The organism is Oceanobacillus sp. B139/18 (genome assembly GCF_055524595.1).
In genome coordinates this window covers 1-14628 of sequence record NZ_JBVFXI010000017.1, presented here as the reverse complement: position 1 = coordinate 14628, position 14628 = coordinate 1, and the positions used below count along the sequence as shown (strand labels likewise).

17 protein-coding genes are annotated in these 14628 nt (G+C 38.3%); 13 read left to right on the top strand and 4 right to left on the bottom strand.

All coding sequences use genetic code 11. From position 1 onward, the window contains the following. Both ACZSMY_RS22865 and ACZSMY_RS22860 read left to right on the top strand, forming a co-directional pair. A partial coding sequence (locus tag ACZSMY_RS22865) for a PD-(D/E)XK nuclease family transposase (protein WP_465148369.1) occupies positions 1 to 196 on the top strand: 196 nt, incomplete at its 5' end. 167 nt (positions 197 to 363) lie between these two features. Continuing rightward, complete coding sequence (locus ACZSMY_RS22860) at positions 364 to 828, top strand: hypothetical protein (RefSeq protein ID WP_256706046.1); 465 nt, start codon at positions 364 to 366, stop codon at positions 826 to 828. Positions 829 to 955: 127 nt separating this feature from the next. Here the strand turns inward: ACZSMY_RS22860 and ACZSMY_RS22855 are convergent, their stop codons facing one another. After that, on the bottom strand, positions 956 to 1849 hold the full coding sequence (locus tag ACZSMY_RS22855; RefSeq protein WP_193065384.1) for a TIGR01777 family oxidoreductase: 894 nt from the start codon (positions 1847 to 1849) through the stop codon (positions 956 to 958). Between the two features lie 91 nt (positions 1850 to 1940). Here ACZSMY_RS22855 and recX point away from each other — a divergent pair, with 91 nt between their 5' ends. Both recX and ACZSMY_RS22845 read left to right on the top strand, forming a co-directional pair. Further along, positions 1941 to 2765 (top strand): recombination regulator RecX, encoded by an 825-nt coding sequence (recX, locus tag ACZSMY_RS22850; RefSeq protein ID WP_338112850.1) that lies wholly within the window; start codon positions 1941 to 1943, stop codon positions 2763 to 2765. 60 nt (positions 2766 to 2825) lie between these two features. After that, positions 2826 to 3158 (top strand): YfhH family protein, encoded by a 333-nt coding sequence (locus tag ACZSMY_RS22845; protein ID WP_042533433.1) that lies wholly within the window; start codon positions 2826 to 2828, stop codon positions 3156 to 3158. Between the two features lie 125 nt (positions 3159 to 3283). On the opposite strand, the gene ACZSMY_RS22840 is transcribed toward ACZSMY_RS22845, so the two are convergent. Further along, complete coding sequence (locus ACZSMY_RS22840; RefSeq protein WP_042533435.1) at positions 3284 to 4273, bottom strand: metal-dependent hydrolase; 990 nt, start codon at positions 4271 to 4273, stop codon at positions 3284 to 3286. A 72-nt stretch (positions 4274 to 4345) separates the two neighbouring features. On the opposite strand from ACZSMY_RS22840, the gene mutY reads away from it, so the two are divergent. The 4 genes from mutY to ACZSMY_RS22820 all read left to right on the top strand — a co-directional run bounded on the left by mutY (position 4346) and on the right by ACZSMY_RS22820 (position 8395). Beyond that, positions 4346 to 5422: an A/G-specific adenine glycosylase gene (mutY, locus tag ACZSMY_RS22835; RefSeq protein WP_042533437.1), complete on the top strand. Its 1077-nt coding sequence runs from the start codon at positions 4346 to 4348 to the stop codon at positions 5420 to 5422. Between the two features lie 174 nt (positions 5423 to 5596). Continuing rightward, entirely contained in the window at positions 5597 to 5773 is a 177-nt protein-coding gene (locus ACZSMY_RS22830) for a gamma-type small acid-soluble spore protein (RefSeq protein WP_040984584.1), read from the top strand. A gap of 176 nt (positions 5774 to 5949) precedes the next feature. Beyond that, on the top strand, positions 5950 to 6483 hold the full coding sequence (ntdP, locus tag ACZSMY_RS22825; RefSeq protein ID WP_042533439.1) for a nucleoside tri-diphosphate phosphatase: 534 nt from the start codon (positions 5950 to 5952) through the stop codon (positions 6481 to 6483). A gap of 163 nt (positions 6484 to 6646) precedes the next feature. Then, complete coding sequence (locus tag ACZSMY_RS22820) at positions 6647 to 8395, top strand: ABC transporter ATP-binding protein (RefSeq protein WP_368901988.1); 1749 nt, start codon at positions 6647 to 6649, stop codon at positions 8393 to 8395. Positions 8396 to 8471: 76 nt separating this feature from the next. Here the strand turns inward: ACZSMY_RS22820 and ACZSMY_RS22815 are convergent, their stop codons facing one another. Then, complete coding sequence (locus tag ACZSMY_RS22815) at positions 8472 to 9770, bottom strand: glutamate-1-semialdehyde 2,1-aminomutase (RefSeq protein WP_042533443.1); 1299 nt, start codon at positions 9768 to 9770, stop codon at positions 8472 to 8474. A gap of 274 nt (positions 9771 to 10044) precedes the next feature. Between ACZSMY_RS22815 and ACZSMY_RS22810 the strand changes: the two genes are divergently transcribed. From ACZSMY_RS22810 to perR, 4 genes are all read left to right on the top strand, one after another. Next, on the top strand, positions 10045 to 10479 hold the full coding sequence (locus ACZSMY_RS22810) for a potassium channel family protein (RefSeq protein WP_042533445.1): 435 nt from the start codon (positions 10045 to 10047) through the stop codon (positions 10477 to 10479). A 62-nt stretch (positions 10480 to 10541) separates the two neighbouring features. Continuing rightward, positions 10542 to 11015 carry a thioredoxin-dependent thiol peroxidase gene (gene bcp / locus ACZSMY_RS22805; RefSeq protein ID WP_042533447.1) on the top strand — a complete coding sequence of 158 codons (474 nt, stop codon included), beginning with the start codon at positions 10542 to 10544 and terminating at the stop codon, positions 11013 to 11015. A 28-nt stretch (positions 11016 to 11043) separates the two neighbouring features. Beyond that, positions 11044 to 11601 carry a cob(I)yrinic acid a,c-diamide adenosyltransferase gene (locus ACZSMY_RS22800; protein ID WP_042533449.1) on the top strand — a complete coding sequence of 186 codons (558 nt, stop codon included), beginning with the start codon at positions 11044 to 11046 and terminating at the stop codon, positions 11599 to 11601. A gap of 98 nt (positions 11602 to 11699) precedes the next feature. Continuing rightward, a complete protein-coding gene (gene perR, locus ACZSMY_RS22795) occupies positions 11700 to 12146 on the top strand; it encodes a peroxide-responsive transcriptional repressor PerR (RefSeq protein ID WP_042533451.1) in 447 nt (148 codons plus the stop codon). Between the two features lie 128 nt (positions 12147 to 12274). Here perR and ACZSMY_RS22790 read toward each other — a convergent pair whose 3' ends face one another. Continuing rightward, the gene (locus tag ACZSMY_RS22790) at positions 12275 to 12646 is read right to left on the bottom strand and encodes a YgzB family protein (RefSeq protein ID WP_368901989.1); all 372 of its coding nucleotides are present in this window, start codon (positions 12644 to 12646) and stop codon (positions 12275 to 12277) included. A 251-nt stretch (positions 12647 to 12897) separates the two neighbouring features. Here ACZSMY_RS22790 and ACZSMY_RS22785 point away from each other — a divergent pair, with 251 nt between their 5' ends. Further along, entirely contained in the window at positions 12898 to 13779 is an 882-nt protein-coding gene (locus ACZSMY_RS22785) for a nucleotidyltransferase-like protein (RefSeq protein ID WP_042533455.1), read from the top strand. Positions 13780 to 14628 lie beyond the last annotated feature (849 nt).

Below are 14628 nucleotides of genomic sequence, written 5' to 3'. Positions count from 1 at the left end.
CCGTTTATATGAGATGAAACAGAAATATCCATTAACCGATATGGTTGAATTTCATTTTGTGGAGATTCCTAAACTAATTACTGCCTGGAAGAATAACCAGCTGGATCCATGGGAAGATGTCTTAACGCGCTGGCTGCTGCTGTTAGGAACGGTAGACCGACGAAAGAATCACTTCTCGCAGTGTAACTGGCTGTAAGACTCCCACATTAAAAATAGAAAAGTCATGAAAATTTTAAGTGGAAGATCTAACAGCCAGTAACGGCCCGATTGGTTCAACTAAATGTTCAGTGGGGTGTAAAGAACCCCACTGAACAAAGTTTCACTTTATATAATGATATCTATCAAGAACTGGAGGAGATTGCGATGGTCGATAAAACGTTAAATGTTGCGATGCGGGTCTGGGAAGATTTAAGCCGTACAGAAGAAGAACGGCGGGAATATGAAATCCGTTTGAAGCAAATTTTAGATGAGCAATCTAAGAAGCAGGATAGAGAGTTGTTAGAGCAGGAAATGGAAGAAATGAAAGAGCAAAGAGAAGAAATGAAAATGGAGAAAGAAGAGCTGAAAGCAGAGAATGAAGAAATAAAGGCGGAGAAAGATAAAACAAAAAAACAAAAAGAAAAAGCAGAGAAACAGAAAGAAGAGGCGGAAATCAAAAGAAATGAAGCGGAACGAAAAAGGCTTGAAGCAGAGTCCGCACTAAAGGAATCTGCAAAACAGACGGCACTCAAAATGTTAGAGCAGGGGATAAGCCGAACGGCCATTTTACAGGTGACAGGTTTAACCTCAGAGCAATTAGAGCTGATTCAGCAAGAGGCATCAAAATAAGAGGATTGCAAAGTGCCTCATAAAACGGAAAATAACAAGGAGCATGCAGGAAAATAACACGGCATGCTCCTATACAAAACCAGCATTTTTTTCTTTGCTCTTTTAAGTGAAAAAGCATTTACATGATTTAATTATTTTTCAAATCTAATAAAGCCTGATCGAGGGAGGGGAAATCATACGTGAATCCGTGTTCGAGCGCCTTTTCTGGATACGCGTACTGTCCTTTTACCAGGAGCTGCGCCATTTCTCCCAAAGTAAGATAGAAGAATACAGCCGGCAAATGAAGCCAATTCGGCCGTTTGTATACCTGTGCTGCTTTTTTCATAAAATCTTTATTACGTTTAGGAGTAGGAGCAGTAATATTGACCGGCCCTTTTAGGGTATGATGTTCTAAGCCAAAGGTGATTAAGTTTACGGCATCTTGAACATGGATCCAGGAAAGCCATTGCTCGCCATCACTGATGTGTCCGCCTGTATATAATTTTACCGGCAATGACATAAGCGGAAATGCACCACCGTCCTTGCCAAGCAGTATGCCAAACCGGGCGTAGATTGTTCGAATTCCCAATTCTTCGGCTTCACTCGCTTCATTCTCCCATTGCCTTGTTACAGATGCAAGAAAATCAGTACCAGGCTGCGTTGTTGCCTCAGTGTAGATAAAATCTTCAGACATCCCGTAGAATCCTACTGCGGAGCCGCTAATAAATACATCTGGTTTTTCCTTCATGGCTTTCATTAATTGGACAAGATACTTGGTGACACGAAGGCGGCTGGTAAGGATAGTTTCCTTCTTTTTTTTCGTCCAGTATCCAAACAATGATTCTCCTGCAAGATTAATGACAGCATCTATTCTCGGAAGTTCATCTGCGGTCGTATCATATCCCTTAAAAGTCAAGTGCGATGTATTTGATTTTTTCTCAGGAGAACGGGTCAGAATGTATAATTTATGATTAAGGCCAGTGAGGTGTGCAGCTAATTTACTGCCAAAAAACCCTGTACCTCCGGTTATTAGTATGTTCATAATATTGAACCCTCCTTTAGATGATATTTTAAAGTATATATTTCATGTTATCTGCTTGCTTCATTTTTTGCTATGATAAAAAGAGAGGTGAATGAAGTTGCGGAAAATTACCCGAATTACAACGCAAAAAAAACAGAAGCATCGCTACAATATATTTTTAAACACATCAGCTGGTGATGAATATGGATTTAGTGTCGGTGAGGATATTCTCATTCAATTTCGTCTGGAGAAAGGAATGGAATTAGATAATGAACTCATCGAAACACTGAAGGAACAAGATAATCTCCATAAAGTATATACCCTTACTATTCACTTTTTAAGCTATCGAATACGTTCGGAAAAAGAAGTGATTACGTATTTACAGAAAAAAGAAGTGGAAGAGGAACAAATTGCTGTTATTATGCAACGATTGAAGAAAGAAAAACTGCTTGATGATCAGCAATTTGCTGAAATGTTTGTGCGCTCGCGTATGAATACAAGTTCAAAAGGTCCAAAAGTCATTGAACAGGAGCTGTTTGAAAAGGGGATTAGCGGACAAATTGCAGTAAATGCTTTAGAGCAATATACGCCAGCCCTGCAGAAAGAAAAAGTTCAAAAGCTGCTGGGAAAAAAAATAAAGCAAAGCTCGAAGGATTCTTTTCAAAAACAGATAAACCAAGCAAAAAATACGATTCTTCAAAAAGGATTTAATCAGCAGCTTGTTTTTGAAGCTATTCAGACTATGGATCAGGAAGAGGATACAAATCATGAGTGGGAGGCCTTGAAATTTCAAGGAGAAAAGCTGTATCAAAAACATGTAAAAAAATATGAAGGCTTCCAGCTCAAGCAAAAAGTAATGGAAGGTTTATATAGAAAAGGCTTCCATTTCGATATGATTCAGCAATTTGTTGAGAAATACATGGAAAATCAGGAATAAATGTAGGTTACTTTTCTGTTATATTTGGTACAATAGGAATCGACAGTAAGGGGGAGAAGAATGAAATTTCGATATAGTGATTATTCCATAGAACAGCTGCACCAAGAAATTGGGAAACTAAAAGAGCAGGCTCAAAAAGCAGAGCAGCTCGGGAATATTTCAGAGATGCAAATATGTGAAAGAAAAATGCAAGTAGCGCTTGCATATACAATGAGTCCGGATGATTTTGAAAAAGAGAAAATTTATCAGCTTAAAATGGAAACAGGCTATAAATTCAGAATATCCTATATTAATGGGGTATTTGCATGGGGTTATCGTATTGATTTATTAAATGAAGAAAGTGAAAATATTGAAGCCTTGCCAATCTCCTTATTAGGAAAAAAAGTGAGCTGAATAAAAACAACTCAGGCGAAATCCGTTTCACCTGAGTTGTTCCTTTTAGTTATTGAAATAAGGTACCGCTGTTTCAAACGCCTGAACCATTTGCGGGGTTACCGTATTCACTTCCTGTATAAGCTTTAAGGACTTGAGTCGCTTGGTATCAATTTACTTTGAAGCTTCTGTTCTGAGAAAATCCAGCCTGTATAGGAAGTAATTACTTCCAGGCTCTTATCCAGCTTTACCACAGCTACAAATGGATAATACCCTTTGCTGCGATAGCGTAAATCAATAAAACGGACTTCTATAATATCCTCTTCATCCGTATTTATTTCCCAGCGGTACACCGGTGAAAAATTTAAAAATGAAGAGATATTTTTATCTTTTATCGCAGCTTTGATGACATCTGTATCGGGTAAAGGAACTCGATAAAATTCATCAACAATCTCAATGTGCCGATTCTCAACGCTGCCTACATAATAACGGTCGCTTGTCGTAATAGCAACGCGCCAATAATTTTGTTTAAGCGTAGGGGACGTAGCGACAATCTCTGTATCAGGAAAATATTCTTTGATTTTCTGGACGATTTCCCTTTTGTCCATATAGCGTTTGATGTAATATAATACAATGACTGTATAAATAATCAGCCAAGTGTATCCGGGATTGGCACCTAATGCCCATGCAACGATACCAGCTACATTCAAGAAAAAAATGTAAGGATCAAATGTATTAATAAACCCTTTAGCAATCCATTTTTTGGTAAATGGCCGAAATGCCTGTGTACCATACGCATTAAATAAATCGACAAATACATGGATGGACACAGCTAACAAAGTCCATAGCCAGAGAGTCAAATAGCTCACTTCTGGAACAAATAAATAAATTACTCCAGATACAAGCAGGCTCCACATAAGAATAGCAGGGAGTGAATGAGACGCTCCGCGGTGCTGTCTTATATACGTTGCATTACTTTTTAATTTAAAAATTGTATCAAAATCAGGAGCGTGTGATCCGACGACTGTTCCAACCAATACGGCATGAAATAGAGTAGGATTACTTTGCACATTTGGGTCTAATGTTGCTAAACCGCCAAGTGCAACACCCATAACAATATGCGTACCAGTATCCATAGTTACATATCCTCCTTAAGTTGCTTCCATCAAAGCACTCCAATATTATTTTAACACATAGGACGTGAAAACATGAACGATAAAAGATTAGAACAAATAAATATTTCCGCTTTTCAAGAAGATTTACTTAGATGGTACGAAGAAAATAAACGTGATCTACCTTGGCGCGAAAATAATGATGCTTATCGCGTCTGGGTCTCAGAAATTATGCTTCAGCAAACAAAAGTAGATACGGTCATCCCTTATTTTAATCGGTTTATGGAGAAATATCCAACGGTATATGAACTGGCTGAAGCCGAACAGCAGGATGTTTTAAAACAATGGGAAGGCTTAGGTTATTATTCCCGCGCAAGAAATTTACAAACAGCAGTACGCGAGGTTGTGGAAACATATGATGGAAAAATCCCGGATGACCCGAAGCAGCTCGGTGACTTAAAAGGAGTTGGCCCTTATACGAAAGGGGCGATTCTTTCTATTGCTTATAATCAGCCGATTCCGGCAGTAGATGGTAATGTAATGCGTGTTTTCTCCCGTGTATTACACATTGAAGAAGATATTGCTTTAAGCTCCACCAAAAAGTTGTTTGAATACTACGTAGCGGAAATGATTTCAAAGGAAGATCCCTCCTCCTTTAATCAGGCTATTATGGATTTAGGTGCGACAATATGTACACCGAAGCAGCCTATGTGCATGTTCTGCCCAGTGATGGAGCATTGTCAAGCATACGTTGATGGAATCCAGGAAAAGCTGCCAGTGAAAAAGAAAGCGAAGAAGCAGCAAAAGAAAAAATATATTGCATTGCTGATCCAAAATCAGGAAGGGAAATATATTATTGAAAAAAGACCGGATTCTGGACTATTGGCAGGATTATGGCAATTTCCAATGATTCCTGCCGATGATATTGTAAAAAAGGACTGGCAGCCATGGCTGGAAGAGAATTATGGGTTAGATGTGGATATCAAAGCATCGTGTACATCCATCAAGCATGTTTTTTCACATATCATTTGGAATGTAGACGTACGTAAAGCAATCACAAATCAGGAAACAGTAAAGGATGACCGCTTAAAATTTGTTTCTTTAGAAGAGCTGAAAGAATTTCCTTTTCCTGTTCCACATCAAAAAATGATACCTTTTTTAGAAGGAAAATGAAATTTTATTGAATGCAACGAGGAAATATAAATCCTGATAAAAATTTTTGTCATCAAAAAAACGCCTTAATGCTTTATTTACCGGGGTTTTCAACACGCTAAAAATATTTCTTTAAAAAAGTTTGGATAAAGAAATGCGCTTCTGGACAAATTAATTATTGCGGAGGTGATATTGATGGCTAAAAAACAAAATCAACAAAACCAACAAAATCCTGCAAAAACAAACGCAGCTGAAGTAAGAAAGCAAAACCAACAAGCAGCTCAAGGACAATATGGTACTGAGTTTGCTCAAGAAACAGATGCACAAGAAGTGAAAAAGCAAAACCAACAATCTCAACAAAACAAGCAATAACATCTGTTTTACCCAAAAGGGTTTCCAATTACGGAAACCCTTTTAATGATTCTACATATCAATGAAGAAACCATTATGGAAATAAAAAGGACTTATCCTTTAACTTTTATGGCTGAAGGCTTATAATATAAGATAATTCATAAATCACTGTATGAAAATGGAGAGGGAGATTTTGGATGGTTTCTCCAAACGCTGGTTCCAAAATGATGATACAAAGTTATAAACATAATGGACAACTTCATAGAATCTGGAAAAATAGTGTCGTATTAAAAGGGACGGAAAGTATTATAATCGGAGCGAATGATCGGACAAAAGTCATTGAAAGCGATGGTCATTCCTGGATGACGAGAGAGCCGGCCATTTGTTATTTTGATGCGAAGCATTGGTTTAATATTATTGGTATGCTTAGGGATGATGGAATTCATTATTACTGTAATCTCAGCTCCCCATTTGTTTACGATGAGGGTGCGGAATCGCTAAAATACATTGACTACGATTTAGATGTGAAGGTATTTCCTGATATGACATTTAATCTTCTTGATGAAGATGAATATGAAGAAAATAAAGTTTTGATGAAATACCCAGAAGAAATTCATCATATTCTTTATCAGCAATTAGAAGTATTAATTCATTGGATTCGCCAGGGAAAGGGTCCTTTTTCTCCGGGGTTTGTCGATGATTGGTATGAAATGTACTTAACGTATCATTAAATTTGAAAAGAAAACAAATATTTTTAGCGATGTTTGAGCGGTTTGATTGCAATTCGACTGAGTAAAAGGGTATCCTTGTTACGGATGACATAACGAGGATATCCTTTTTTTATTTAGAGGGATATTAAAACGAAATACCTTTTCAAGTAGAGGAAGTTGATAAATGAGCAGCATCAAACAGTATATGAAATTTGTAAAACCATACACATGGAAGATTATTTGGACATTACTCATCGGTGTTGTTAAATTTGGTATTCCGCTGTTAATGCCTTTGATTTTGAAATACGTTATCGATGATATTGTTACGGTAGAAAACATGACCCAATCCGAGAGAATAACCCGTTTATTCTGGATTATGGGTATTTCTTTTGTCGTATTTTTAATTGTCCGCCCGCCGGTTGAGTATATTCGTCAATACTTAGCGCAGTGGGTCGGGAATAAAATTCTTTTTGATATCAGAGGAAAATTATTCGATCATCTTCAAAAGCTAAGCCTGAAATTCTATTCGAAGACCAAAACAGGTGAAATCATCTCAAGGGTAATTCATGATGTGGAGCAGACGAAAAATTTTGTGATGACCGGGTTAATGAATATTTGGCTGGATGTCACAACTATTTTAATTGCTATCATTATTATGTTTACCATGGATGTGCCGCTCACCTTTGTATCGATTATTTTATTCCCGCTGTTCGGGATTTCTGTCAAATACTTTTTCGGGCGCTTACGCCGTCTGACAAGAGAAAGGTCACAAGCTCTGGCAGAAGTACAAGGCCACTTGCATGAGCGTATCCAAGGGGTGCCGGTGACAAGAAGCTTTGCGCTGGAAGATTATGAAGATGAGCAGTTTGATAAAAGAAACCGTCATTTCCTGGACCGGGCTTTAAAGCATACGGATTGGAACGCCAGAACCTTTGCCGTGACCAATACGATTACTGACTTGGCGCCGCTGCTCGTCATTGCTTTTGCAGGTTATCAGGTTATTATGGGCAACACCTCACTCGGAACGATGGTAGCCTTCGTCGGGTATATGGAGCGGGTGTACAGTCCATTACGCAGACTGATCAACTCATCAACGACGTTAGTACAATCCATTGCGTCTATTGACCGTGTATTTGAATTAATGAATGAGCCATATGATATTACGGACAAAAAGGATGCGGTTGATCCGGGAAGACTGAAAGGAAAAGTATCCTTTAACCATGTCTCCTTCCGATATGATGAGGAAGAAGTGTCAGTGCTTAAGGATATCGACCTTCATGTCCAAAAAGGAGAGACCATAGCCTTTGTCGGAATGAGTGGGGGAGGAAAATCGACACTAATCAGTTTGATTCCACGCTTTTACGATGTCACAGGCGGGTCGATTGAAATCGACGGAATGGACTTAAGGGATATGCAGGCCCGGGCGCTGCGGGACAATATTGGAATGGTGCTTCAGGATAATATTCTGTTCTCCGAATCAATTGAAACGAATATCCGGATGGGGAATCCAGAGGCAACGAGAGAGGAAGTCATTCGGGCGGCTAAAGCAGCAAATGCGCATGACTTTATTGATGAAATGCCCGAGGGCTATGAAACCATGGTGGGAGAACGCGGTGTGAAGTTATCTGGCGGCCAGAAGCAGCGGATAGCTATCGCGCGTGTTTTCTTGAAAAATCCGCCGCTGTTAATTTTTGATGAAGCAACATCAGCACTTGATTTAGAAAGTGAACATCTTATTCAGGAAACACTGGAGAAGCTTGCTTCAGACCGGACAACGTTTATTGTTGCCCACCGTCTAGCAACCATTACTCACGCAAATCGCATTGTTGTTGTGGAAAATGGGGAAATTGTAGAAATAGGTTCGCATGAGGAATTAATGCGGCTCCGCGGTCATTATTATGATTTGTATCAGATTCAAAATTTGGATGAATAAAATTCATTTACAGGATAAAAAAGCATTTCCCAGAGGTTGATTTCTCCGGGAAATGCTTTTTTATCGTGCCATTATATTATTTTTTCTCAGCCATTTTTGCAAATGCACGACCTGCAGCATCGATGGTATTTTCAATATCAGAGTCTGTATGCTCTGTTGTTAAGAACCATGCTTCGTACTTAGAAGGAGCTAAATTAATACCTTCGTTCAGCATAAGCTGGAAGAAGGTTGCAAAGGCTTCTCCGTCTGAAGCATCTGCTTCACTGTAATTGGTTACTTTATCAACGCCAAAGTATACGGTTAAAGCTCCGCAAAGGCGATTTATAGTAATGTGGATACCAAATTCTTCTGCTTTTTCCAAGATACCTTCTTCAAGCCGTTTTCCAAGACGTTCTAATTCTTCATATACCCCATCTTCTTGTAACACCTCTAGGCATGCAATACCCGCTGCCATTGAAGCGGGATTTCCGGACATGGTGCCGGCCTGATAGGCAGGCCCGAGTGGTGCAACCTGCTCCATAATATCCTTGCGTCCGCCATAAGCGCCAATTGGAAGACCGCCGCCAATGATTTTACCCATTGCTGTTAAATCAGGCTCGATATTGTAGATTTGCTGCGCACTTCCATAGGTGAAACGGAAGGCAGTAATTACCTCGTCATAAATAACTAGCGCACCGGCACGATGGGTAAGCTCATTTACTTCTTGTAAAAAGCCTTCGAACGGTTCGACAATTCCGAAGTTTCCTACAATCGGCTCAACCAGCACAGCTGCAATTTCACCTTCCCAGCGATGAAGGGCTTGTTTAAAGGCATTTAAATCATTAAATGGAACGGTGATTACCTCTGCAGCACTGGAAGCAGGAACTCCGGCTGAATCCGGCGTGCCCAGTGTAGAAGGCCCAGATCCTGCCTCTACCAATACAGCATCGAAATGGCCGTGGTAGCAGCCTGCGAATTTAATGATTTTGGTACGGTTTGTATAGGCGCGGGCTACACGGATAGTCGTCATCACAGCCTCTGTGCCTGAATTATTAAAACGTACCTTTTCTAATGAAGGCATTGCTTCTTTTAACATTTTCGCAAATGTGTTTTCCAGCTCCGTTGGTGTCCCGTATAGAACACCAGTTGTGGCTGCTTCAGCAATCGCTTTTGCGATATGCGGGTGAGCGTGGCCAGTTATTATCGGTCCATATGCAGCTAAATAATCAATATACTTATTATCATCCACATCCCAGAAATAAGCACCTTGTCCTCTTTTCATATAGACAGGAGAGCCCCCGCCTACAGCTTTATAAGAGCGGGAAGGAGAATTCACCCCGCCGACAATATGTTGTAAAGCTTCTTGATGCAGCTTCTCAGAATTTGTAAATTTCATTATTTCGTTTCCTCCTCATTCTTCCCAACTTGTAAAGGTTATGACACGCTTTTACAAGTTCATTTAAAAGGTAAAATGAACAATTTGGTTTTCTGTAATATTTTACCCAGTTACTAATATAACAAAAAATTGCATAGAAAACTTGTACAAACTGTTTTGGTTTCTGCATATACATAGGAAAAGCGGATATTACAAATTGAGATTCCTCATATTTTGACGTTTGCATCTAGTTGTTTTTTTAATGAGGGAAGGCAGTAGGGGAGGAGTAAAAGAGATGAGTATCCCTTGGATATTCCTTATTACGATTATCATTTTAATTGGAAAAAGCATCTATGATTTCATTCAATATAAATTAGTTCATTCACGTATACAAATGAAGGAAGGACATTTTTCTTTAGAAATTTTTATTGCTATGCTGATTGTTTATTGCATTACAATGGTTGGCTACGGCTTAATCTATTTTATTTTATCCTTTCAAGGAATCGTCATTGTGGAGCATGGAGAGCTTAGAGAAGTGACGATATGGGGATCGGTTGTTCATTCTATTTATTTCAGCGGGGTCACTTTGCTGACTCTCGGCTATGGTGACTTAGCGCCCGTCGGCATCGGCAGAATCATTGCTATCTCAGAAGCGCTGATTGGCTACATATTGCCGGCTGCTTTTGTATTAAAAGTTGTACAAATCAGCAGCAGAGACAATGATAAATGAATCTTACCCTGCAATGTGCTATATTTAAGGAAGAAGATCGATTGTTTAAATGGAGGGATTGGATGCAAGTCGAATTAGGAACAAAAGTAAAAGATTTTACCCTGCCCAATCAAAACGGGGAGGAAGTCAGCTTATCAGATTTTCAAGGAAAGTACGTTGTTTTATATTTTTATCCAAAAGATATGACACCAGGATGCACCACAGAAGCATGTGATTTCAGAGACCATCATGAAAGATTCAGAGAGCTGGATGCGGTTATTGTCGGGATCAGCCCGGATCCGGAAGCACGTCATCAAAAGTTTATCGACAAGCATGAACTGCCATTTACCTTGCTTTCTGATGAAAATCATCAGGCAGCTGATCAATTTGGAGTATGGAAGCTAAAGAAAAACTTTGGCAAGGAATATTATGGTATTGAGCGCTCTACATTTATTTTAGATAAAGAAGGAAAGCTAATCAAAGAATATCGGAAAGTCCGGGTTAAAGATCATGTTGTAGATGCGTTAAATTATTTGAAGGAAAATAAAGCGGATTAAAATATAGAGGGATTGGGGTGGAGCAGCTTTGCGAATCTATACCAGATCAGGAGATAAAGGACAGACATCGTTAGTCTATGGGCAACGCGTACCAAAGAACCATCTAAGAGTAGAGGCGTATGGCACATGTGATGAAGTGAATTCCAGTATTGGCTTGGCAGTAAGCTATATCGAAGAAACGGATTGGGATAAAAAGGCTGCTTTTCTTGATCAGCTGCACCGCGTACAGACCATTCTTTTTCATGTTGGTGCAGAATTATCGACGCCAAAGGGGAAGGAAGTTTATTGGAAGCTTGAACAGAAGCATATTGATGAGATGGAAAAACAGATTGATGAATGGGACCAATCACTCGAACCTTTAAAGAATTTTATCCTGCCATCTGGTCACAGAGCAGCGAGTGCCCTTCATCACGCGCGTACTGTAGCAAGACGGGCAGAGCGTTTGACTGTAGGATTGGAAGATGAAGTGGATAATAAGCTTGTTTTCGTTTATTTAAATCGGTTGTCTGATTATTTATTTGTTGCTGCCAGGTATGTCAATCAGCAGCTTGGCGGAGATGAAAAGTCTCTCCATGTGGATGTTTGATTAACGTGAATTAATTGACATTATGCACACAGGGCGATACACTAATTATAAGAATTATAATATAATAATATTATTAATTGGGAAGAGAGGTGTTTAGGGTGTCTGAAGTTAAATTACGGCAAGCAATCGATACTTTGAAAAAATCAGGCGTCCGGATTACACCACAGCGACACGCCGTGCTGGAGTATTTGCTTAATTCAATGACTCACCCGACTGCGGATGATATATATAAAGCACTTGAAGGAAAATTTCCCAATATGAGTGTTGCGACCGTTTATAATAATTTACGTGTATTAAAAGATATCGGACTGGTTAGAGAACTCACATATGGAGATGCTTCGAGCAGATTTGACTGTAATACCTCAGATCATTATCATATCATTTGCAATCAGTGTGGAAAGATTGTTGATTTTCACTATCCTTCTTTAGAGGAAGTGGAATCACTGGCTGAACAGGTGACAGGTTTTGATGTAAGCCATCACCGCCTGGAGGTTTATGGTACATGCAATGCCTGCAAAGAGCAGCAGGCAGCAAATGAACAGTAAAGCATGTTAAAAATCGGGTTCGCTGGTAAGAAAACAGGCGAGGCCGATTTTTAATTATTATATAAAAAAAGCATCATGTTTGCGGGATGTTCCTTTAACGAAATCCTCCAAAGCATGGTGCCTTTTTATTATTTGTTTTCTTCACGGAATTTGCGATGATTATACCGTTCATCAAAATTTTTACCTTCTAAGTTCTTATCCAAAGTCAGCGGTTCTTTGCAATGCATGCAAGCATCTACACGTCCCAGCATTTTTGTAGGTTTTTCGCAGTTTGGACAAACCACAGGAACTGCCCTCAAGGATAAGGTGCCAATCCAAATGTATACAACACAGCTCAGTACAATCATCAGTATGCCCAATATAAACAGAACGAGCATGAGCCACTGAATATTACGAACCATAAGCCCGCCATACATGATTAGTATACCAGCAAACACAAGGATTAAGGCAAAGGTGCGTATTTTATTTATTTTACTTGAATAAGTCAATTGTTTCGCCATTTAAATCCCCCTTAAGTTACAAATTTAGTATATCATAGAATATTAGAAGAATGAATTTTAAAGAAAATATAGCGAGGTCAGCCATACAATGACGGCGAATCGTTTCCGTTTGATTGGGGATTCCGTATTTTTCTCCCGGCGAGAAATCAAAAATTAAAATTTTATCCTTTCTTTACGATGCAAAAAAGGTTTTTTTAAAGTATATATCGAATTATGTTTATTAGAGGCAAAACAGGGAGGCAACAATAGACATGGAGAATTTTCAAAGAATGATTTATCAGGAGCATGCAAGCAATCCAAATACATTAGGAATACTTATTGTGGAGAAAACACTTTTTGATCATCCAATTACAGATGAATTTGATAGCATCTTATTGATTATTGTCGAAAAACAAGAAGTCGATTGGTTTGTAAAACATTATGAAGTAAATGGTCAGACCGTAGCGATGCACATTGTAACGAAATCACTTCTGATGGATTGGATTGATACGAGCGGATATCGACGTGCAGCAGAATGGGTGATTTATGGAAGAAAAGCCTATGACAGGAATGAATTTATAAAAGAATTAAAAGAGGAGCTTCAATCTTTTCCAGAGGAAAAACGTACACTTAGAAAAATAATTGACTTTGGAAAGCTTCTAAAAAACTATAGTGAAGGAAAAGCGTTATATGAAGCAAAAGAAGTAATGGATTCATACAGCAAAATTTTAAATGCACTTCATTATTTAGCGAGGCTATCCGTTATTGACCAGGGCTATTATCCAGAAGTAACTGTCTGGAACCAGGTAAAGAGCATTGATTTAGAAGTCTACAAGCTATATGAAAAGTTAATGGACAGCACAGAGAATTTAGAAAAGAGAATTGAGCTTATGCTGATTGCAATGGATTTTGTCCTGCTGAATAAAGCGGAGTCTGCTTCAACACATTTATTAAACTTATTAAACGAAGAAGAAGACTATTGGTCATATGCCTCTATTAAAGAATTGCCGGAAATTGAACACTACAGTCTGGATTTACATGCGATTATTTCTTATTTAGAAGAGAAGGATATTATTGATATGAAACTTGTCCCCACCAAAAATCCAGATGTGTTTCAGAGAATGTATAAAGTAAAGAAGTTAGAAGAAGTATAATGAGGATTTCTAAATGGAACATTCCAGAAAGAAAACAAATTACTTATTCTGCAATTTTTGAAATTGTAGCGTAAGTAATTTTTGGTGTCTACTATATATTATCTTATATCCGCAGAAGGCTATTTTAGAATAAAAGGAATCTGGGGATGGATGAGATTATAGAAGAAGGAACTTTTTCTTCATTGTTCAGTATAGAATTTAAAAAAACGCGTTGAATAATGATTTACTGTATAAGTGGTACTGAGAATTTGAATGGAATCCCCGATAAAAAAGAGTAACAATTAATTGGTGATTATAATAACTTAGAGAGGAAGCAAGACTTCTTATTACAAATTTATATATTAAAGTTTTTCCTAATTATGCTTGAAGTGTGTGGAGAGAGTGTAACTTGTTTTTTGATAAAAAGAAAATTTGGACTGATTTTCATCTGCTTTTTAAAATGGGAAGAAGAAAAGTTAAAAAGAACGTAGTTATTTTCTGTCCATTTGCTTCTTTATAATGGAACATCTGCAAAGAGAAAAGGATGAAGAAACAAAATAGCAATAAAAAGAAGAAGTATATTCTCCATTGCTGTAATATGTAAAGTGAGCTCTCTGAAAGCTGGTATGGCAACGTTTTGTTTCGTTGTCTATCATTTGTTAAACTTACAGTTCCCCTATATGAAGCTGTTTTTAAAATCCACTTCGGATAAATTTTAAAATAATCGTTGACTTTCTATTTTCAGCATGGTAAAGTTAATTTCGTTGCTGATTTGAGCGGGCGCTCAGCTAACATGAAATAAAAAAAGTTGTTGACAACAAATTTGCTTTCATGTTATATTAATAGAGTCGCTGCTTGAAGCGAAGCAAT

Coding starts and splice junctions, on each gene's coding strand:
- recX (WP_338112850.1), top strand. CDS start 1,941: ATGAAGTTGCGGAAAATTACCCGAATTACAACGCAAAAAAAACAGAAG.
- ACZSMY_RS22830 (WP_040984584.1), top strand. CDS start 5,597: ATGGCTAAAAAACAAAATCAACAAAACCAACAAAATCCTGCAAAAACA.
- ACZSMY_RS22810 (WP_042533445.1), top strand. CDS start 10,045: ATGAGTATCCCTTGGATATTCCTTATTACGATTATCATTTTAATTGGA.
- bcp (WP_042533447.1), top strand. CDS start 10,542: ATGCAAGTCGAATTAGGAACAAAAGTAAAAGATTTTACCCTGCCCAAT.
- ACZSMY_RS22820 (WP_368901988.1), top strand. CDS start 6,647: ATGAGCAGCATCAAACAGTATATGAAATTTGTAAAACCATACACATGG.
- ACZSMY_RS22855 (WP_193065384.1), bottom strand. CDS start 1,849: ATGAACATACTAATAACCGGAGGTACAGGGTTTTTTGGCAGTAAATTA.
- ACZSMY_RS22790 (WP_368901989.1), bottom strand. CDS start 12,646: ATGGCGAAACAATTGACTTATTCAAGTAAAATAAATAAAATACGCACC.
- ACZSMY_RS22845 (WP_042533433.1), top strand. CDS start 2,826: ATGAAATTTCGATATAGTGATTATTCCATAGAACAGCTGCACCAAGAA.
- ACZSMY_RS22785 (WP_042533455.1), top strand. CDS start 12,898: ATGGAGAATTTTCAAAGAATGATTTATCAGGAGCATGCAAGCAATCCA.
- ntdP (WP_042533439.1), top strand. CDS start 5,950: ATGGTTTCTCCAAACGCTGGTTCCAAAATGATGATACAAAGTTATAAA.
- ACZSMY_RS22840 (WP_042533435.1), bottom strand. CDS start 4,273: ATGGATACTGGTACGCATATTGTTATGGGTGTTGCACTTGGCGGTTTA.
- ACZSMY_RS22815 (WP_042533443.1), bottom strand. CDS start 9,770: ATGAAATTTACAAATTCTGAGAAGCTGCATCAAGAAGCTTTACAACAT.
- ACZSMY_RS22860 (WP_256706046.1), top strand. CDS start 364: ATGGTCGATAAAACGTTAAATGTTGCGATGCGGGTCTGGGAAGATTTA.
- mutY (WP_042533437.1), top strand. CDS start 4,346: ATGAACGATAAAAGATTAGAACAAATAAATATTTCCGCTTTTCAAGAA.